The organism is Vibrio sp. 10N (genome assembly GCF_036245475.1).
Lineage (GTDB): Bacteria > Pseudomonadota > Gammaproteobacteria > Enterobacterales > Vibrionaceae > Vibrio.
In genome coordinates, this window is sequence record NZ_BTPM01000001.1 from 660,496 (window position 1) to 680,787 (window position 20,292).

The following is a 20,292-nucleotide window of genomic DNA, read 5'->3' on the forward strand; positions in this document are numbered from 1 at the left end:
ATTACTTACCCGTTGGGTTACGTGTATCTTGTCCTGAGTTTAGGTTACGCATAAGCAGTGCGTAGTCCAGATCCAATTCCTCTGGTACTGGAATGAAGACAAAGTGGCCGTTCCCTTTCGCGTCATCAATGCTTTCTGACTTGCGGTTTTCCATCACTTCTAGGTTGAAGACTACATTGCCTTTCGGTGTCATTAGCTCCAGGCTATCACCTACAATAAACTTGTTCTTTACTTCTACTTCAGCCAAGTGACCACGACGTTTACCGGTAAACTCACCTACGAATTGCTGTGAATCAGACACAGAGTAACCGTAGTCGTAGTTTTGATAGCTGTCGTGTGTGTGGCGACGCAGGAAGCCCTCAGTGTAACCGCGGTGAGCTAGGCTCTCTAGCGTACCCATTAGTGATTCATCGAATGGCTTACCGGCAACGGCATCGTCGATAGCTTTACGATAAACCTGAGCAGTACGCGCACAGTAGTAGAAAGACTTAGTACGACCTTCAATCTTAAGTGAGTGAACGCCCATCTTCGTCAAACGTTCTACATGCTGAACCGCACGTAGATCTTTTGAGTTCATGATGTAGGTGCCATGCTCATCTTCAAACGCAGCCATTTTGTCTTCAGGACGGTGGCTTTCTGAAAGTAGTACAACTTCATCTGTCGGTTTACCGCGACCGATAGTGGTCTCTGGACGCTCGTCAACAACCTCTACAGGTTGAGCTTCAGGTGTGAACTCTTCAACGATTTGACCCGCGTCGTTCTCTGTCGCTTTTTCAACTTTGTATTCCCAACGACATGCGTTAGTGCATGTGCCTTGGTTTGGGTCACGCTTGTTGATGTAGCCAGACAATAGACAACGACCAGAGTACGCCATGCAAAGCGCGCCGTGTACAAATACTTCTAGTTCAGTTTCAGGGCAATGTTCACGAATTTCTTCGATCTCTTCTAATGACAGCTCACGAGAAACGATGACGCGCTCAACGCCATTCGCAGCCCAGAACTTAACTGTTGCCCAGTTTACCGCGTTCGCCTGAACAGACAGGTGAATAGGCATTTCAGGGAAGGCTTCACGAACCATCATGATTAGACCTGGGTCAGACATGATCAGCGCGTCAGGGCCCATCTCGACAACAGGTTTAAGATCGCGGATGAAGGTCTTTAGCTTTGAGTTGTGTGGTTGAATGTTGCATACCACATACAGCTTTTTACCTTGAGCGTGTGCTTCATCGATACCGATCTTTAGGTTTTCGTGATTAAACTCATTGTTACGAACACGAAGGCTGTAGCGAGGTTGGCCTGCGTATACTGCATCTGCGCCGTATGCGAATGCGTAACGCATGTTTTTAAGGCTGCCCGCTGGTGACAGAAGTTCTGGAGTAAACATTGCTTTATATCTCTAATCTGATTACAAGTCAGTGTTGTGCCACCTAATGGCACTAAGGGGCGCAAATTTTACGCTAGTATGGAGAGTTTTCCAAGTTTTGAATCAAGCCCGCAACGTTAGGTGTGTCGAAGCCACTTAGCCACGAGCTTGATAAAGACGAGGTTACTGTTTAGGAAGACCGCCTAGTGCGTCATACAGGTTAGGTAGGAAGGCGCCAAATTCACCACACAGTAGTGAGAAATCCGCATCAATACGTGCTGCTGCGTCTTCACGAGGGATATCGTCGTTTTGGTCTTTCAGCTCGTCGCTAAATTTAAGGCGTTTAATACTGCCATCATCGGCCAAAACAAACTCAATACGATCTTGCCAGTTAAGAGCGAGCTTAGTGACAAACTTGTTTGCTTCGATATGGCCTAGGATCTCGTCGCTCGATAGCTCCTGCTTCTTACAGCGGATAACGCCGCCATCTTCGAGAACTGACTTAAGCTCTGCTTCGTCTAGAAGGTTAAAGCCTGTAGGAGCTTCGCTGGTTTTTACCCACTCTGTTAAGGTGTTTTCAATAGGTTGCTCTGGGAACGCAGGGATAACAGGAAGGCTACCCATAGTTTTACGAAGTAACGCAATCACGTCTTCAGCTTTTTTGTAGCTGCTAGCATCAACAATAACAAAGCCTTCTTTTGGCATAATAAGAAGGTGAGTGAGGTTACTACGACTGAACGCACGTGGTAGAAGATCAATGATGATTTCGTCTTTAAGATCGTCTTTCTCTTTCTTCTTCAGAGGGCGACCTTCTTGAGTCTCAAGTGCTTCTACTTTGCTGGCCAGAGAGTCTTTGATCACCGACGCAGGAAGCATTTTCTCTTCTTTTTTGGCACACAGTAGAATTCGGTTTTCAGAAACATGGGTCATCATATCGCCATGCTTACCCAATGCTGTTACCCAGCCAAACTTCTGCTTGTCTTGGCTACCACAAGGAGTAAAGCGAAACTCTTCAAGCTGCTGCTCTAGCTTATCTGCATTAAACTCAAGTTCCTTGTTGAATCGATAGACCAAACAGTTTTTAAACCACATATTACTCTCACCTTTAGAATAGATAGCTGCACATAATAGGCAATTTTGCTTAAATTGTCCTAGCTTAAATCTCGATTATCGCAATAGATCTTGTGCGAAAGTTATATTAAAAATTGTTTTCAATGGTCACAAAAGTGTCATAATAATTCTTGATAATGCATGAAGTTGATTAGATTCCAAAAGGTTATTCAGATATGTCTAGAAGGATCCTGGTGGTCGAGGATGAAGCACCAATTCGCGAAATGCTGTGTTTCGTATTAGAGCAGAAAGGCTACCAAGCTGTTGAAGCGGAAGATTACGATACAGCAGTTAACAAACTGGCTGAACCTTTCCCAGATCTTGTACTACTTGACTGGATGCTACCTGGCGGTTCTGGCATTAACTTTATCAAACACATGAAACGCGAAGAGCTGACTCGCAATATTCCTGTGGTGATGCTTACCGCTCGCGGTGAAGAAGAAGACAAAGTGCGTGGCCTAGAAGTGGGTGCGGATGATTACATCACCAAACCCTTCTCACCAAAAGAGTTGGTTGCTCGCCTTAAGGCCGTGATTCGCCGTGTTACACCGACAGCACTCGAAGATGTGATTGATGTACAAGGTCTTAAACTAGACCCTGTTTCTCACCGTGTGACGGCGAACGATCAGCCACTAGACATGGGCCCAACGGAATTTAAGATGCTGCATTTCTTTATGACGCACCAAGAGCGCGTTTACAGTCGTGAGCAACTACTCAACAACGTATGGGGCACCAACGTGTATGTTGAAGACCGTACGGTCGATGTACATATTCGTCGTCTACGTAAAGCTCTTGAATCAGCAGGTCATGATAAATTGATTCAAACCGTTCGAGGCGCTGGCTACCGATTCTCAACCAAGGGCTAGTATCGAACTGGAGAGGTAAATGGTTGAAAGGTTAACCTGGAAAAAGCTGGCCTGGGAGCTGGCTTTTTTTTACACCCCATGGATTGTCGTTGGGTGGATATTTGGATACATGCCGTGGCTACTTCTGGTTGCCACGGTTTTGCAGTTGATATGGCACCTGCATAACCAGTTGCGCCTGTCGGCTTGGCTCTGGGATGAAAAGCGTCTTACTCCGCCATCGGGCACAGGCAATTGGGAATCGTTATTTAACGGCATTTATCGCCTTCAGCAGAGGCAGCGCCGCAAGCGTAAAGAGTTAACAAACCTTATCCGTCGCTTTAAAAACGGTGCGGAATCGCTTCCTGATGCCGTCGTTGTATTTAGAAGTGAAGGCAATATCGTTTGGTGTAACAAGCTCGCGCAGCATCTACTAGGATTCCGTTGGCCTGATGATTCGGGGCAGCCTATCTCCAATTTGATCCGCACGCCTGATTTTATCAAATACATCAGTAAGCAAGATTTCTCCGAACCGTTAGAGATGCGCTCCCCCCTCAATGTAGAGCGAATGCTTGAGCTGCGTATTGTACCGTACACAGAAGGTGAGCACCTGATGGTAGTGCGTGATGTCAGCCAGCTGAAACAGCTTGAAGGCATGCGTCGTAACTTCTTTGCCAACGTTTCTCACGAACTACGTACACCAATGACGGTACTGCAAGGCTACTTAGAGATGACCGAAGACCCAGATATGGTCGTCGGCCCTATGTGGACTAAAGCGCACGGCGTCATGACAGAGCAGCTCAATCGCATGAACAGCTTGGTTAACCAACTGCTGACACTATCGAAAATTGAAGCCGCGCCAATGCACGAGCTTGACGAGGTTGTTAATGTGCCCGCAATGCTAGAAGTGCTAGAAAAAGAAGCGGTGAGCCTAAGCGGTGATGATCAACATAAGATCACTTTTGATGTCGATAACAGCTTACGCGTGTTTGGTGATGATGATCAGCTGCGCAGTGCGATTTCAAATCTGGTTTACAACGCAGTGAAATACACGCCTCCTGGCGCTAATGTCAAAGTGCGTTGGTACCAGTCTTCTCAAGGTGCACATTTAGAGGTTGAAGATACCGGTGATGGCATTGAAGCGCAGCATCTACACAGATTGACGGAGCGCTTTTATCGTGTTGATAAGGCGCGATCTCGTGATACAGGTGGCAGTGGACTCGGCTTAGCGATTGTCAAACATGCTCTATCGCATCACGATTCACACTTAGAAATCCACTCTGAAGTGGGCGTAGGCAGTAAGTTCTCGTTCATTTTGCCAGAGCGTTTGGTGGTTCAGTGATGACTACGCTAGTGGCGCGCGTCGCTAAGGGATTAACGTTGTGTGCATTGTTGTCGAGCACTGCTATGGCACAGGAGCTACCCAAGTACAGTAAGCTCTCTGGTGTATCGGGTAACTTGTCTTCTGTAGGTTCAGATACGCTCTCCGGCATGACCACATTATGGCTCGAAGAATTCAAAAATCTTTACCCAAATGTGAATCCACAGATCCAAGCTTCTGGCTCGTCGACCGCTCCCCCGGCATTGACGGAAGGGACTGCGCAGTTTGGCCCAATGAGCCGCGAAATGCGCACGCGTGAAGTGGAAGCCTTTGAGCGCCAATATGGCTATAAACCAACGGCACTTAAAGTCGCTATCGATGCTATTGGGTTGTTTGTTCACACCGATAACCCGATAGAAGGTCTTAACTTTAAGCAGCTCGATGCAATTTTCTCATCAACCCTTCGCTGTGGGGGAACTGAGTATTTGCGAACTTGGCAGCAGCTAGAGATTGAAACGCCTTGGAATGAACGCGCGATTCAAATCTTTGGGCGTAACTCTGTATCCGGTACCTATGGTTACTTTAAAGATAAAGCATTATGTGGCGGTGACTTTAGGCGTAATGTTAATGAGCAGCCGGGTTCTGCTTCAGTGGTACAGTCGGTTGCTTCTTCGATTAACACCATAGGTTACTCTGGGATCGGCTATCAGGTTTCTGGCGCCAAATTGGTGCCGATTGCTAATCACGGTGAGCAGTACGTAATGCCGACCCAAGAAAATGTTCAGTCTGGGCACTATCCGTTATCACGCTTTCTCTATGTGTACGTGAATAAAGATCCCAACCGTGCACTCTCGCCTATTGAAGAGGCTTATATTCGTTATATTTACTCTCGAGAAGGGCAGAGGATCGTCCAGAAAGACGGCTATGTTCCGGTAAGTCTTGAGTTTGCCAAAGGTGAACTGGCCAAGGTAGGGCTGAGCATCGAATAAGCTGATGCCCTAACGGATAAACAAAAAGCGGCCTAGTTGCCGCTTTTTCGTTTTAGTAGTCAGTCACATCCAGGCGTTTAGAACACAAGATTCCAGCCTGCTGACTCCCAATAGGCTTGCTCAGTTTGTAAATCTGCTTGCAGCAACTTGTTTTGCTCTAGCCAGTCGCTTTGGGGGCTGGTGAGTGTCCAAGTCTCATCGTCGATGGATAGCTCAAGTGGCAGCAGTTCCTCATTGCGTTGGCCATTGACGATTATCGCCAAACGCAAAATACCAATGAGGCCAACAATGTGCTTTTTCTTGAAGAGGGTAAACTCAGGCAGCTCTTGCAGTTTAAGTGCTTTGCGTTGAAAGCGCGCCAAAGTGGCAAGCACCAACTGCTGCTCGCTGTTAAAGCCGGGCATATTGGTATGGTTGAGAATATAGCTTGAGTGTCGGTGGAAGGCTTGATAGCTAATGCTCAGTCCTACTTCGTGGAGCAAGGCACTCCATTCTAATAAGCTGAACAATTCACTTTTCTTTTTAAGCCCGAGTGACTCGTACACTTGATTCAAAAACTCGTGTGCTTGACCTCTAACTCGTGCAGCGTGCTCAAGATCGACAAAGTGTTTTTTGGCTAAATTTTCTGCCGTGCGCATACGAATATCAGAGCGCTCAAAACGCTCTTCCATTTCATATAGCAAGCCTTCACGAAGCGCACCGGCGGAAAAGTGCATCTCTTTGATTTTCAAGCTCTCGAAGATCGCGGTGAGAATCGCAACACCGGCAGCAAACACTGGTTTACGCTCAGGAGTTAATCCTTGCAGTGCGATATCCTCGATACTGTCGAACTCACACAGCTTGTCGATGAGCTTATAAAGACGCTTATTGCTGATGATGCCATCGTCATAACCAATCCCAACCAGCACCTCCTTGATGGCTTTGATGGTGCCAGAGGAGCCGAGTGCGACTTCCCAGCCTTTTTTCTTGTAACGCGGAGTTAATGCTTCAAGACGTTGTCTGGCAGAAAGAATCGCTTTGGTGAAGTTCTTAGAGGAAAGCTTACCGTTGGCGAAGTACTTGTTGGTATAACTGACGCAGCCCATTTGAGTACTATTAAGAAGCACTGGCTCAAACGCCTTTCCAATAATAAGTTCGGTACTACCACCACCAATATCAACGACCAGTTTTGAGTTGGACTCGGTTTGCGTATGAGCAACACCGGCATAGATAAGACGCGCTTCCTCTTCACCGGGAATAACTTCGATGGGGAAAGGCAGAACATCACGAGCTTTTTGCAAAAAGACATGGGCATTGGCTGCGATACGAAGAGTATGGGTTGCTGCAATGCGAACATTGTCGACCTCGAATCCCTGAAGGCGCTCGGCAAACATTGCGAGACACTCTAGGCCTCGCTCCATTGCGGCGTCATCTAAGTTTCCATGCTCATCCAAACCGGAAGCGAGTCTGACGCGTTGCTTGTGTCTGCTGACCAGTTGTAAGTCTTGGTCGACGACTTTGGCGACCACCATATGGAAGCTGTTTGACCCAAGGTCAATCGCTGCCACATCTTTGGTGATTAGCTCGTTGGTTGGTGGCTCTTTAGTGTTCGTGTCCGTGCTTTGACTCATTATGTTCTAGTTGTTGTTTGCTTTTTCTAGTTTGCTTCTCTACCTGTTTAAGATAGTCGTAAATAGCAATTTGTGAACGAACTTTCTTGCGGTTACCGCGAGGAACGTAGGTGTTGCTCATCTCTTTATCAATCCAACGAGCCTTTACCGTATCGGTAAAGTGGATGTTGACGATATCGATAATACGTCGCTTTAAGCGCTCATCTCGCACAGGTGTCGCCACTTCAATTCGGTGGTCGATGTTCCGTGTCATCCAATCTGCAGAGGAGATGTACACCTGTGGATCACCATCATTGTGAGCAATAATAACGCGAGGGTGTTCTAAAAAGCGATCGACAATACTGATAATTTTGATGTTATCACTGACGCCCTCAATTCCCGGTACCAGTGAGCACATACCACGAATGATCATATTGATTTTTACGCCTGCGCTGCTTGCTTCATACAGTTTACTCACCAAGCCTTTGTCGACAAGGTTGTTCACTTTGAGCGTCAACGCCGCTTTTTTGCCGATTTGTGCGTTGGCAATCTCGGTATCAATTAAGCGATAGAGCTGCTTACGTGAGTTGCGCGGCGAAACAATCAGTTGGTTAAACCTGACCGGACGATATGGGTTCTCGATATAGCCGAACACATTGCGCACTTCATTGGTGATCTCTTGATCCGCAGTAAGTAGTGAGAAGTCGGTATAGATACGTGCCGTTTTCTCGTGGAAGTTACCGGTACCCACGTGAGCGTAACGAACGATTTCTCCTTCTTCGCGGCGGCTTATCAACAATAGCTTAGAGTGGATTTTCAAACCCGGCGCACCGAAAATAACGTGTACACCATTCTCGGTCAGAACCTTTGACCACTCAATGTTGGCTTCTTCATCAAAACGGGCTTGGAGCTCGACCACGACCGTTACGCTCTTACCGTTGTGGACCGCATCTATCAGTGAGTTCATGAGGCGGGAATCTTTCGCGACGCGATAGATATTGATTTTGATACTGAGTACTTTAGGGTCGAACGAGGCTTGGCGAACCAACTCGGTAATGTGCTCAAACGTGTGGTATGGATAGTAGAGCAGAATATCTTGGGCGCGAATGGCATCAAATGTGTTGTCATAGCCATCAAAGTCAGCACAGCGCATCGGCGGTAGGGGTTTGTTCTCTAAATAGTCACGCCCCACGTTTGGAAAGCCGATGAAATCTTTGAAATTGTGGTAGCGACTGCCCGGTATTAGGCTGTCATAATTGGAGATGCCCAGCCTGTCACATAATGTGGTTAACATAGCTTCAGGCATGTCACGCTCGTAAACAAAGCGTACAGGCATCGCCGTTAGGCGCTGGCTTACCCCTTCTGACATTTGTTCTAGCAAGCTGTGCTCGACTTCGTGGCTTAAATCGTATTCTGCATCGCGAGTCATTTTCATTGCGTAGCCGTTGAGCTCGTCATAGTCGAAGAAACCACGGAAGATATCGTCAAGGCAGTAGCGGATGATATTGTCGAGTAGAATGATGGTCTTACGGCGTTTGCCTTTTTGTTCAGGTACCATCACAAAACGCGGTAAGTGATCGGTTGGGATCTCTAAGATCGCATATTGAGAGCTGTCATTGTTTTTCAGGTCGACGACGATATAGGCGTACTCATCTTTCAGAAACTGTAAAAGATCAACGTCGTCTTTGAGCATAAGTGGGGTGATGTGCGGCAGTACTTCTTTTTTAAAGTACTTTTTAATCCACTTTTGCTGGGGGTCATCAAGCTGAGTTTCATTGACGAGGAAGATGCGGCGGCGAGCCATCTCCATGATCAGCTCGCTATACAGTTCATCAAAGCGTTGGTTGAGTTTCAGTGCTTTGCTTTGCATCTTCCCAAGCAGGTGTTTAGAGTTGTCATTGCCACCGCGGTCTTGGTTGATCAAAATACGGCGTTTGACGTCGGCAAAACGAACTTTATAGAACTCATCGAGGTTGTTGGAAAAGATCCCCAAAAAACGGATCCTTTCGACCAGAGGAACCGTTTTATCGGCGGCTTCCTGCAACACGCGCTCATTAAACGATAACCAACTAAGTTCTTTCTCTATATAAAGTTTTTCTGCGCTCATGTACTAAACCACCGACGTTTTTTGCCCGCTGCTAGTAAGCAACAAGACGGAATGTAAGGGGAATCTTGTCGTGAACCATAGAGATTCGATATGACACTTTTATTTCAAACCGCGTACAACGCGGCACATTTCATTATTTTCAGCACCTTAGAAGCTGTGTAATATAATTGTCATCTAAACGACATATTATGTTGAGGCAATTCGTGCATGCTGTTCACTTGCCTCTCGTCCTTGAAGGTAAAAGCCTCAAACACCCAAACTGCATCATAAGAGAACACTAGTAGACTATGGCAACGGCCAATTTTTCACTTCATACCAAAGATAGAAAACGTCTTATAAAAGATCGTTTGGTGCGTTGGATCGTCTCATTTGGTGGCTTGAGTGTACTTGCTGGGCTTATCTTCATCTTTGTCTACTTAGCTTATGTCACTCTGCCTTTGTTTTCCGATAACGAGGTCACATGGCAGCCCGCTATCAGCTCTGATATCGCAGAAACGCCAGTTTTAACCTTAGTTAGCGATAGTGGTCATGACAGCGTATTTTTCTTTGCTGATGGTGGTTATATTCAGAAATCGCTTGTTACGGGTGAACAGACTTCACATCGGTTGTCAGATGACATTGTGCGCTTGCAAGCTATCGATGAAAAAACATTGTTAGCAGTGGATGATCAAGACCGTTACGCCGCGCTAAAACCCAAACTGCAACTGGATCAAAGTAGTGGTGATGCACAGTTGATGATTCCTGAGCTTCATGAGGAGCAGTGGGTGTCGATACCTAGCGCGATTCTGGTCAATGCGGTGGTCAACAAAGGTGAAACTGTCATTGCTAGTATTGATGAGCGCGGCATGCTGCAAGCTAGTTATTCACGGGACGCCACGACATCACGCAGTGATGAGTTCTCTTCAGCTACCTTACCAACGGCGATTGAAGGTGCAAAAGAGTTGGTGGTTACGCCAGATGGTCGCACCTTGTATGTTCGCACCGGTAATCAGATAGTGGTGATTAATCGCGGTGAACAGTCGCTACACGCGCGTGAGGTAGTTGATTTATCGGCTCCTAATGGTGCCAACGTCAGTGGTGTACATTTGTTGTCTGGTGCGTATTCGCTACTGGTGCAATATGACAATCAGCAGGTGTGGCAATGGTTTGATGTATTGACTGAAGGCGAGCGTAAACTTACGCCGATTCGCTCATTTCAGTTTGAGGCTGATATTGCGCTTTTAACACCAGAGACCATGAGCAAAGGGTTCGCTGTGTTGCTTGCGAGTCCACAGTCGTCCAGCTCGGCGCTCAGCAATCTTCATCTACAAAGCGTTTATACTACTAGCGATAAAATTGTCTCTGATAGTCAAGTACCTAGCTCTAGCGTGCGAGCTTTCGCCCTATCGAACAACAATCATCATGCGCTGGTGTTATCCGACGATGCGATCCATCGCGCCTATCTTCCTAATGAGCACCAAGAGATCTCGCTGAGCGCACTGTGGCAAAAGGTATGGTACGAAAGCTACCCTGAGCCGGAATTTATTTGGCAAACCACCGCCGCTTCCGATGATTTTGAAGCTAAATACAGCTTGGTTCCCATCGCGTTTGGTACCATTAAGGCAGCCCTATTTGCCATGTTGTTTTCGGTGCCGATTGCGGTATTTGGCGCTATCTACACCGCGTACTTTATGTCGTCGAAAATGCGCCGCGTGGTTAAGCCGACCATCGAACTGATGGAAGCACTGCCAACGGTTATCATCGGTTTCTTAGCGGGACTTTGGTTCGCCCCAATCGTAGAGACGCATTTACCGGCGATTTTGCTGTTGCTGGTGGCGTTGCCGCTGCTCTCTTTGCTATCTGGCGCGGTGTGGTACGCCATCCCTAAAGCATACACATCCAAGCTGCCGAGCGGTTTGCATCCTTTCACCCTCATACCTGTCATCTTGATTGCCATCTACTTAGCAATGACGTTCTCTAGTGACATGGAAGTGATGCTATTCAATGGTGATGCAAGGGTATTTCTCGCGACACATGGGATTGATTTCGACCAGCGCAACGCTCTAGTGGTCGGTTTTGCTATGGGCTTTGCGGTGATTCCAACTATTTTTACCATTGCCGAAGATGCCATTTTCTCCGTGCCAAAACACTTGTCTGATGGCTCGCTAGCATTGGGAGCGACACAGTGGCAAACACTGATCTATGTGGTGCTGCTTACTGCAAGCCCAGGTATTTTCTCTGCGGTTATGATGGGACTAGGACGCGCCGTTGGCGAGACGATGATCGTGCTGATGGCAACGGGTAATACGCCGATCCTCGATTGGAATATTTTTGAAGGCATGAGGACGCTGTCGGCCACCATGGCCGTTGAGTTGCCAGAATCAGAAGTTGGCAGCAGCCATTATCGTTTGCTGTTCTTGATCGCACTCATTTTGTTTAGCTTTACCTTCGTGGTCAACTCGCTAGCAGAGTGGGTGAGACAACGACTCCGGGAGAAATACAGTGCGCTTTAATTGTGTAGGGGAGTCGGAACATGTTTAAGTGGTTCAAATCTGGGTCACCTTGGGTTTGGCTCACAGGTGGCGCGGTCAGTATCAGCTTGATTTCCGTGCTTGGTTTATTGCTGCTTATTGGTTGGCGAGGGCTGACTTACTTTTGGCCAGCGCCGCTCTATCAGTGGCAAGATGATCAAGGTGGGGCATTAATTGGGCAAATCTATTCAAAGACTTGGGTACCCACTTACAATATTCCTAACGCACAGTCGTTGCTACCAACTGACATTCTAGAGCAGGGTAAGGTCGAGCGCTATAGCATCAAAGTCGCCAACCGAGATTTGTATGGCATCGACTTTGTATCTCTGCTTTCATCTGAGCTTCATGATGCCAAGACACCTGCGGATCTTGTGGTGATTGAGCGTACTCGTGGAGGAAACTTCTTTGGTCGTATTCTGGCTCTTAAAGGTGTTGAAGGGCTGCAAGAGACAGCGATTGCCGAGACGTTAACGTTTGAACTTCAGCAGATAGCGCTGATCCGCGATCGTATTGATGGCATTACCGAACGCCGATTAAAAGGACTCAATCACCAACTTGAAGCGCTACGTTTGAAGCAGCGCCGTGATAGCTTGAACGGCGTGCTGACCGAAGAGTTAACGCTTCGCTATCAGCAGCAAAACGCGATCATTCGTGAGCAACTGAGTCAGACTGACATTGAGCTTGATGAGCTAAGGGCTGAGTTAGCGAGCAAAACTTTGGTTGTCGAAGATATGCGCGGCAAGCGATTAGAAATCGGTCTCAATCGCGTGATGGATTTTTGGTATCCGAATCAAATGGGCTACGGTGATAAGCTCTCTCATTGGGGACATCAGGTTTGGAAGTTCTTATCGGATGACCCACGTGAGTCGAACTCTGAAGGCGGCGTGTTCCCGGCTATTTTTGGCACCGTACTGCTGGTCATTATCATGTCGGTCATGGTGATGCCGCTTGGTGTGCTGGTGGCGGTGTATTTGCACGAGTACGCTGAGAACAATTTACTGACGCGCATGATACGAGTGGGCGTTATCAACTTGGCAGGTGTGCCGTCAATTGTTTATGGTGTGTTTGGATTAGGCTTTTTCGTTTATACCATTGGCGGTTCCATCGACTCTCTGTTTTATGCTGAGCGATTGCCAGCGCCAACCTTCGGAACACCTGGCCTGCTTTGGTCATCGCTGACCTTAGCAATTTTGACGCTGCCGGTGGTGATTGTGGCGACAGAAGAAGGCTTGAATCGTATTCCAACGTCTGCCCGTCATGGCTCGTTAGCACTTGGTGCCACGCAGTCGGAAACCTTGTGGCGAATTGTGCTGCCGATGGCAAGTCCAGCCATCATTACCGGCTTAATCTTAGCGGTTGCTCGCGCGGCGGGTGAGGTAGCGCCATTAATGCTGGTTGGCGTGGTAAAATTAGCCTCTAGTCTACCGGTAGACTCACAGTTTCCGTTTTTACACCTTGAGCGTAAGTTTATGCATCTCGGTTTTCATATTTACGACGTGGGTTTTCAGACATCCAACATTGAAGCGGCGAGACCATTGGTGTACGCCACCTCGTTCTTGCTGGTCACCGTTGTGGTTGGGCTAAACTTAACGGCAATAGCGATACGTAATAACTTGCGCGAAAAATACCGCACATTAGGACAAGATTAACCATGTTTTCTATTAACCAGACTCTGGGCTATCCAACGCCTTTAGATGTGAACAACTTAAGTGATGAGCAAACCGCCATCGCGATTGAAAACTTGAACTTGTACTACGGTGATAAGCAAGCGCTGGATGATGTATCGATGCGTATTCCCAAAGGACAAGTCACGGCGTTTATCGGCCCGTCAGGTTGCGGAAAATCGACCTTGCTGCGCTGCATCAATCGAATGAATGATTTGATTGAAGGGTGTACGGTAGAAGGCAAGGTCAAGCTTCATGGTGGCAATGTCTATCATCCCAAAGTCGATGTGGCGACGCTGCGCCGCCGCGTAGGCATGGTGTTTCAGCGCCCGAACCCGTTTCCTAAATCCATCTATGAAAATGTCGTGTATGGGCTTAGGCTTCAAGGCATCAAAAACAGTCGCAATCTTGATGATGCGGTTGAGCGCTCTTTGCGAGCAGCGGCACTGTGGGATGAGGTCAAAGATCGCCTGCATGAAAACGCATTTGGGCTATCTGGCGGTCAGCAGCAGCGATTGGTGATTGCTCGTGCTATCGCGATTGAGCCTGAGGTATTGCTGCTGGATGAGCCGACATCGGCGCTCGACCCCATCTCAACACTGACTATCGAAGAGCTGATTAACGATCTAAAAACCAAGTATACGGTTGTGATCGTAACCCATAATATGCAGCAAGCGGCGCGAGTGAGTGACCATACCGCGTTCATTCATCTTGGAAAACTGGTAGAGTACGCCGATACAGATACTATATTTACTTCACCGATAGAAAAACAAACCGAAGACTACATCACAGGCCGCTACGGCTGATTGACTGGCTTTAGGGTTACAACAGGAAATTTTCACACATGCATTTTGGTCGTCATATCTCAGGTCAGTTCAACGCCGAGCTTGAGTCTATTCGTACCCATGTTTTGACCATGGGAGGCTTGGTTGAGCAACAGTTGTCGTTTGCAATGCAGGCTCTGCACAAAGACGACATTGAACTTGCCCGCAAAGTCGTAAGAGACGATCACAAAGTCAATGCGATGGAAGTGTCTATCGATGAGGCGTGTACGCGCATCATTGCAAAGCGTCAGCCCACAGCCAAAGATCTACGTTTGGTGATGGCCATTATTAAAACCATTACTGATTTAGAGCGCATTGGTGATGTGGCAACTCGTATCGCACGTGTGGCTATAGAGCAGCCTTCAACTAAGCACCAAAAATTCCATGTGTCTTTAGAGCCTCTATGCCGACAGGCCATTGCCATGCTGCACCAAGTACTTGATGCCTTTGCTCGCATGGACGTTGATGCAGCGGCGGAAGTCTACAAGTTGGATGATAAGTTAGACGCGGAATACGAAGCGGTGATCCGCCAGTTAATGACCTATATGATGGAAGACCCAAAGAACATTCCTAACATTCTTCAGGTCATGTGGTCGGCACGAGCTATCGAACGTGTCGGCGATCGCTGTCAAAACATTTGTGAGTACATCATCTACTTCGTGAAAGGTAAAGATGTCCGCCATTTAGATGAAAAGGCCATCAAGGATATATTGTAATTTGTCGCCCGCCGCCGCTATTTAGAAGCGACCAACCACACCGAAGTTTAATGAGAAGTGCGAGCCCATAGAGATAAAGGTGTTGCTCGCACCAAACACATCATAATCAAACCCGGTTCTTAGGCCAAAGCTAGGGTTTAGCATATACACGTAACCCGCACTGATGCTAAGTCCATTAGCACTGCGATTAAGCAATTCACTGTTGGTGTGCTTCTCGCCACGATAGTTGGCTAGGCCGATCTCCGCTTGTAGTCCATAGTTTTCACGATCGCCAAACATGTGCTGTAGACCTAGACGAAAAGAGTCGATGGTCTCGTCATAGCGGTCGGTATCGTAATACTTGCGCGCGTAGCTGAAGTAAACCGCATCCATTCCTAGAGTATCAGCGATACCAAGCTGAACGCCAGCACCGTTAAAAATCCCAATTTTGACATCTGGTGACAGATGAATGTCTTGTGCATGAGCGTCCGATGCTAAGGCGGTGAAGGGTAGGGTTGTAAGGATGGTTAGTAGCAGCTTTTTCATGGTCATACCTAATCGCAAACAGGAGGAGCGCCGATGGTAGCGGCTCCTGTTTATACTGACTAAGTAGCGTCACTAATAGCTTTGATTAGCCGTGCTTATTGGCTTGTTGTGGTAATTTTTCTTTGATAATGGATTCTATCCATTTTGATTTTGCAGAGTGGCGGTTTTTGTTGTGCAAGTAACCAAGCAAGCGCTTGGTATAGATCTGCCCATCGATTTCAACTTTGAGTGAGCGTAATTGAGGATAACTTTGGATCGGAAACAAATTAGAGTGCGGTAGTAGCATATCAGTAGATTCAATCACATCGATAAGTGCTAACAGCATCTCTGAGCGAAAACCTACTTTGGGTATATAACCGTGTTGCTCTAAGATTTGGCTTGCATGGGTGAAGTGATCATTCCATCCTGGGGAGATAAGTGAAGCCAGTTCGTAACCGACGGAATCTTCGGGAGTAATGAGTGGCTTGGTAATAGGATGGTGTTTACGAACAATAATGCGCGCTTCTAAATCAAACAGAGGATCGCGCGCTAGCTCTTTCGACAGATTCTCCAGATCGTAATGCACGCCATAAAACACTTCGCCATTGCGAATTTGCTCTGCCGTGGTTTGACTCCAGCTAAGTAGCTCCAAATTTAACAGTGGGGCCTGCTGCCTAAAAGTAGTAAATAGTGCGCCAGCAAGGCTTGCCATAACGATAGGGGCCAATGCGATACGTATCGTCCCAGTAAGTGTGGCCGGATCAAACTCCTCCAGTTGATTGAGCGCCGTTTCTAAACCATCAATAAATGGCGCGATTTTATCTTCAAGATCTAAAGCAAAAGGCGTAGGCTCAAGGCCACCCTGGACTTTGACAAACAGCTCGTCCTCAAACACTGAACGCAGTTTTTGCAACGCTTGGCTAACCGCCGGCTGTGTGACGTAAAGACGTTCCGCCGCCTTACGGGTATTGCGCTCTTGCAGCAAAATACGAAAGGTTTTTAATAGGTTTAGATCGAGTTGATTAAACAGTTGCGTTGATTTAGTCATAGTTATCCGGCACAAAAGATTGTTCTTCAATAGGCGTTCGCATGTAGCCTTGTTTGTTGATTTCTGGCAAGTCGATCTCTGGATAGCTGACTTCTTGGTAATCGATTTGGCTAAGTAGATGAGTGATACAGTTTAATCGTGCGCGTTTTTTGTCATCGGAGGGCACGACCCACCATGGGCACAGCTTAGTATCGGTGTAAGAAAACATGGTGTCTTTGGCTTGTGAGTATTCGGCCCAGCGATTGCGAGACTCCAAATCCATGGGACTGAATTTCCAACGCTTAATCGGGGTATTCACACGCTCCAAAAAACGCTTTTCTTGCTCTTCGTCAGACACAGAGAACCAGTACTTGAGAAGAATAATACCGGAGCGAACCAACATGCGTTCAAATTCAGGGCAAGAGCGCAAAAACTCTTGATACTGCTCATCGCTGCAAAATCCCATGACTTTCTCAACGCCAGCACGGTTATACCAACTGCGATCAAATAGCACGATTTCACCCGCCGCGGGTAGGTGAGCCACATAGCGCTGAAAGTACCATTGGGTTTTCTCTTTTTCAGTTGGAGCAGGCAGGGCCGCAATTCGGCATACTCGAGGGTTAAGCTTTTCAGTGATGCGTTTGATAACGCCGCCTTTCCCTGCCGCGTCACGACCTTCAAACACCACAACCACTTTAAGCCCTTCTTGTTTCACCCACTCTTGCAGCTTAACCAACTCGATCTGCAATCGAGCCAGTTCACTTTCATAGAGTTTTTTGTCCATTTTGCTTTTCTTGCCCATAGAAGTCCTTCTCCAACTTTGTTTTTCTTTGCTGCTGTTTTATAGAGAGTTTAGCACTTTGGTTACTGCGCGGATTTTGTCGCTACTGGTGACAGGGATGGCAAAATCATCGACATCGTCGGCTCCCATTTTGGCTTGCTCAGCGATAAAGTGCATTTTACTGCTGCGAGAAGATTTACCTGATAGGTGCACTTCTTGCACTTGGCTGGTGGCAATGATGGCAGTGACGTTATCGGCACAAACACCTGCACCGGCCATGATGGATATACGGCCATCGGCTTGTTCAACCAGCTCTGCTAACTTTGATGCGCCGTCTAACGCATTGGATGCTAATCCAGAAGTGAGTATTCGCTCACAGCCAAGAGCAATCACATCCTCCATCGCTTGTTGTGGGTTTCTACATTGATCAAATGCGCGGTGGAAAGTGACGCCAAGTTCAAGTTCACGTGCCAGCTTCACTAAGCGAATGGAACGTGGCATGTCGATGTGACCGTCTTTATCTAAAAGTCCGAGTACTACCCCTTGTGCGCCATATTTTGCGGCGGTACGAATGTCTTCTGCCATGATTTCGACATCATCACAGTCATACAAGAAATCGCCCTGACGAGGTCGAATCATGACGTAGATAGGAATAGTAGATGACTGAACGGCTTGTTTGATGAATCCAGCGTTTGGAGTAAGGCCGCCTAAAGCGAGTGATGAACACAGTTCAATGCGGGTAGCGCCGCCAGCGATGGCATAAGCGAGTGACTCGATATTGTCGATACAGACTTCAAGTTGGTAGCTCATTTTGATTCTCAATAGAAAGACTGCTATCAATATATCGCCGACCAAGAAATCTGAAAATAAAAAAAGCCCGAGTCGGTGACTCGGGCTTCGTTTTTTTGGCTAACTCGTTTCTTCTTCAATGATTGGCGTGCGTTTTCCGCTTTATATTTTTCCAACCATCAACCCTGGTTTGAGCGCAGGGTGAAGGGTCGAATTACTTAGATAGGTCTTCTGCGTGCTCAGATAGGAACGCTGCAACACCTTTTGGAGATGCGTCCATACCTGCTTTACCTTCTTCCCATTGTGCAGGGCAAACTTCGCCGTGCTTCTGGTGGAAGTTTAGAGCGTCAACCATGCGTAGCATTTCGTCGATGTTACGGCCTAGTGGTAGGTCGTTAACAACTTGGTGACGTACAAGACCGTCTTCGTCGATTAGGAAAGAACCACGGAAAGCAACGCCTGCTTCTGGGTGCTCAACGTCGTACGCTTTGCAGATTTCGTGCTTAACGTCAGCAACTAGTGGGTATTTCACTTGACCGATACCGCCATCTTCGATAGCAGTGTTACGCCATGCGTTGTGAGAGAACTGAGAATCGATAGAGATACCGATAACTTCACAACCTTTAGCTTGGAAATCAGCTAGACGGTTGTCGAATGCAATCAGCTCAGATGGGCAAACGAAAGTGAAGTCTAGTGGGTAGAAGAAAACAACCGCTTTCTTACCTTTAGTGAACTCAGCGAAGTTGAAGTTCTCAACGATGTCACCGTTACCTAGAACAGCTGCTGCAGTAAAGTCTGGGGCTTGACGACCAACTAGTACCATTTTTTTTGCTCCTAAATAGGGATAATTTCAAACCATTTTGGTTTGGTCCGTGTTTGTACGAGACAAACTATAGTACACATTGTAGTATTGAAAAAAGCGAAAATATTAGATTAATTCCATCGAAAAAAGCGATGAAGCCACACGGTTGATTCCTTTTTCGATACTGGTTCAAAAACAGGCAGTTGAAATGAATAAATGGCCAAGTTTAAAGCAGCTTCATTACCTGGTTACACTTCATGAAACCCGACACTTTAGCGAGGCGGCTGAGCGCTGTTTTGTCAGTCAATCGACATTAAGTAAGGGAATCCAAAATCTTGAAGAGCTTATCGGTTGTCCTCTTTATGAAAAGAAAGACAAAAAAAGCCCACTTGTTTTTACCCAAGCGGGTGAAATGGTGGTCTCTCAAGGACGTGAGCTGTTGGCCAAAGGTCAGGATCTGATCGAGCTTGGGAACCTGTGCCAAGGTGATGTGATGCAAGGTCAGTTGAAACTAGGCTGCATTCCCACGATCGCTCCTTTCTTGTTGTGTGACTTGGTACAAGAGATCAATGCCCGTTACCCACAGCTCAACTTACTCTTAAGAGAAGATACAACAGCTAATTTACTAGCGGCGTTACGCCACGGTGAGCTAGACGTGCTGATCCTTGCGCTTCCGATGGATATCGGTTCGATGGAAAGCTGCATCGTTGGCCATGACCCGTTTAAGATGGTGATAAGCCGTAACCAAGCCGATAGCATTCGAGTACCAATTAAATATGATGATCTTCCTGATGAGTCGGTCTTCTTGCTAGAAAACGAGCACTGTCTGACTGAACACGCGGTTTCGGCGTGTAAGCTTACTGAAAAAGAGAAGATCAACCCATTTAGTGCCACGAGTTTACATACTTTGGTACAGATGGTGGCAAACGGTTTGGGAACTACGTTCATTCCACAAATGGCGATTGAGCACGGTTTGCTTGAAAATCAAAACTTGATTGTGATTGAGCCACCTGGCCAACAGGCGCATCGTGATATTGGCTTGGTATGGCGACCAAGTTCATCAAGACGTGATTCGTTTTTACAGCTTGCTGATGTGGTTTCCGAACTGCTGTAGCCTGTTTCTGTAAACAGCTTCTATTTAACTAGTGAAAGGCACCAATTAAGGTGCCTTTTTTAGTGTTTATTGCTGATGGAGCAAATTATTTATTGGCGGTCAGCAATGACAAGGTTGAATTAGTTTTCAGTCATTTCAGTGACTTGACCTTGTCAATTTTACATTGTGATATTTTGAAAAAACCGTGCGGAGGCTAGTAGTACGAGTTAGCTTCAGCTGAGTAGGCGTTTTCGTGCCTTG

General features: G+C 47.0%; 17 protein-coding genes. 8 read left to right on the plus strand and 9 right to left on the minus strand.

The genetic code is table 11. The features are described 5' to 3' along the window. Position 1: 1 nt before the first annotated feature. Both trhP and rdgC read right to left on the minus strand, forming a co-directional pair. Positions 2–1,384: a prephenate-dependent tRNA uridine(34) hydroxylase TrhP gene (gene trhP / locus AAA946_RS03210; RefSeq protein ID WP_234494462.1), complete on the minus strand. Its 1,383-nt coding sequence runs from the start codon at positions 1,382–1,384 to the stop codon at positions 2–4. A 162-nt stretch (positions 1,385–1,546) separates the two neighbouring features. Beyond that, the gene (gene rdgC / locus AAA946_RS03215; RefSeq protein WP_042476158.1) at positions 1,547–2,455 is read right to left on the minus strand and encodes a recombination-associated protein RdgC; all 909 of its coding nucleotides are present in this window, start codon (positions 2,453–2,455) and stop codon (positions 1,547–1,549) included. A 194-nt stretch (positions 2,456–2,649) separates the two neighbouring features. On the opposite strand from rdgC, the gene phoB reads away from it, so the two are divergent. From phoB to AAA946_RS03230, 3 genes are read left to right on the plus strand one after another with little or no spacing between them, the layout of a single operon-like run. Then, the gene (gene phoB / locus AAA946_RS03220) at positions 2,650–3,339 is read left to right on the plus strand and encodes a phosphate regulon transcriptional regulator PhoB (RefSeq protein ID WP_042500693.1); all 690 of its coding nucleotides are present in this window, start codon (positions 2,650–2,652) and stop codon (positions 3,337–3,339) included. A gap of 19 nt (positions 3,340–3,358) precedes the next feature. After that, complete coding sequence (phoR, locus tag AAA946_RS03225) at positions 3,359–4,657, plus strand: phosphate regulon sensor histidine kinase PhoR (protein WP_338163595.1); 1,299 nt, start codon at positions 3,359–3,361, stop codon at positions 4,655–4,657. Then, on the plus strand, positions 4,657–5,625 hold the full coding sequence (locus AAA946_RS03230) for a PstS family phosphate ABC transporter substrate-binding protein (protein ID WP_338163596.1): 969 nt from the start codon (positions 4,657–4,659) through the stop codon (positions 5,623–5,625). Before phoR ends, AAA946_RS03230 begins: the two co-directional genes overlap by 1 nt. Before the next feature lie 77 nt (positions 5,626–5,702). Here the strand turns inward: AAA946_RS03230 and ppx are convergent, their stop codons facing one another. Beyond that, on the minus strand, positions 5,703–7,235 hold the full coding sequence (gene ppx, locus AAA946_RS03235; RefSeq protein ID WP_338163597.1) for an exopolyphosphatase: 1,533 nt from the start codon (positions 7,233–7,235) through the stop codon (positions 5,703–5,705). Then, the gene (ppk1, locus tag AAA946_RS03240) at positions 7,207–9,321 is read right to left on the minus strand and encodes a polyphosphate kinase 1 (RefSeq protein WP_338163598.1); all 2,115 of its coding nucleotides are present in this window, start codon (positions 9,319–9,321) and stop codon (positions 7,207–7,209) included. Before ppk1 ends, ppx begins: the two co-directional genes overlap by 29 nt. 287 nt (positions 9,322–9,608) lie before the next feature. On the opposite strand from ppk1, the gene AAA946_RS03245 reads away from it, so the two are divergent. From AAA946_RS03245 to phoU, 4 genes are read left to right on the plus strand one after another with little or no spacing between them, the layout of a single operon-like run. After that, on the plus strand, positions 9,609–11,813 hold the full coding sequence (locus tag AAA946_RS03245) for an ABC transporter permease subunit (protein WP_338163599.1): 2,205 nt from the start codon (positions 9,609–9,611) through the stop codon (positions 11,811–11,813). Between the two features lie 20 nt (positions 11,814–11,833). Beyond that, the gene (gene pstA, locus AAA946_RS03250) at positions 11,834–13,480 is read left to right on the plus strand and encodes a phosphate ABC transporter permease PstA (RefSeq protein WP_338163600.1); all 1,647 of its coding nucleotides are present in this window, start codon (positions 11,834–11,836) and stop codon (positions 13,478–13,480) included. A 2-nt stretch (positions 13,481–13,482) separates the two neighbouring features. Continuing rightward, positions 13,483–14,301: a phosphate ABC transporter ATP-binding protein PstB gene (gene pstB, locus AAA946_RS03255; RefSeq protein WP_112478639.1), complete on the plus strand. Its 819-nt coding sequence runs from the start codon at positions 13,483–13,485 to the stop codon at positions 14,299–14,301. A gap of 38 nt (positions 14,302–14,339) precedes the next feature. Next, complete coding sequence (gene phoU / locus AAA946_RS03260) at positions 14,340–15,035, plus strand: phosphate signaling complex protein PhoU (protein ID WP_338163601.1); 696 nt, start codon at positions 14,340–14,342, stop codon at positions 15,033–15,035. 21 nt (positions 15,036–15,056) lie between these two features. Here the strand turns inward: phoU and AAA946_RS03265 are convergent, their stop codons facing one another. The 5 genes from AAA946_RS03265 to AAA946_RS03285 all read right to left on the minus strand — a co-directional run bounded on the left by AAA946_RS03265 (position 15,057) and on the right by AAA946_RS03285 (position 18,959). Then, positions 15,057–15,560 (minus strand): hypothetical protein, encoded by a 504-nt coding sequence (locus AAA946_RS03265; RefSeq protein ID WP_338163602.1) that lies wholly within the window; start codon positions 15,558–15,560, stop codon positions 15,057–15,059. Between the two features lie 85 nt (positions 15,561–15,645). Next, positions 15,646–16,587: a LysR family transcriptional regulator gene (locus AAA946_RS03270; RefSeq protein WP_338163603.1), complete on the minus strand. Its 942-nt coding sequence runs from the start codon at positions 16,585–16,587 to the stop codon at positions 15,646–15,648. Beyond that, the gene (gene ppk2 / locus AAA946_RS03275; protein ID WP_338163604.1) at positions 16,580–17,368 is read right to left on the minus strand and encodes a polyphosphate kinase 2; all 789 of its coding nucleotides are present in this window, start codon (positions 17,366–17,368) and stop codon (positions 16,580–16,582) included. The genes AAA946_RS03270 and ppk2 overlap by 8 nt, the downstream gene beginning before the upstream one ends. A 39-nt stretch (positions 17,369–17,407) precedes the next feature. Beyond that, positions 17,408–18,157: a copper homeostasis protein CutC gene (locus AAA946_RS03280; RefSeq protein ID WP_338163605.1), complete on the minus strand. Its 750-nt coding sequence runs from the start codon at positions 18,155–18,157 to the stop codon at positions 17,408–17,410. Positions 18,158–18,350: 193 nt separating this feature from the next. Then, positions 18,351–18,959: a peroxiredoxin gene (locus AAA946_RS03285; protein WP_042476179.1), complete on the minus strand. Its 609-nt coding sequence runs from the start codon at positions 18,957–18,959 to the stop codon at positions 18,351–18,353. Between the two features lie 187 nt (positions 18,960–19,146). On the opposite strand from AAA946_RS03285, the gene AAA946_RS03290 reads away from it, so the two are divergent. Continuing rightward, positions 19,147–20,052: a hydrogen peroxide-inducible genes activator gene (locus tag AAA946_RS03290; RefSeq protein WP_042500709.1), complete on the plus strand. Its 906-nt coding sequence runs from the start codon at positions 19,147–19,149 to the stop codon at positions 20,050–20,052. Positions 20,053–20,292 lie beyond the last annotated feature (240 nt).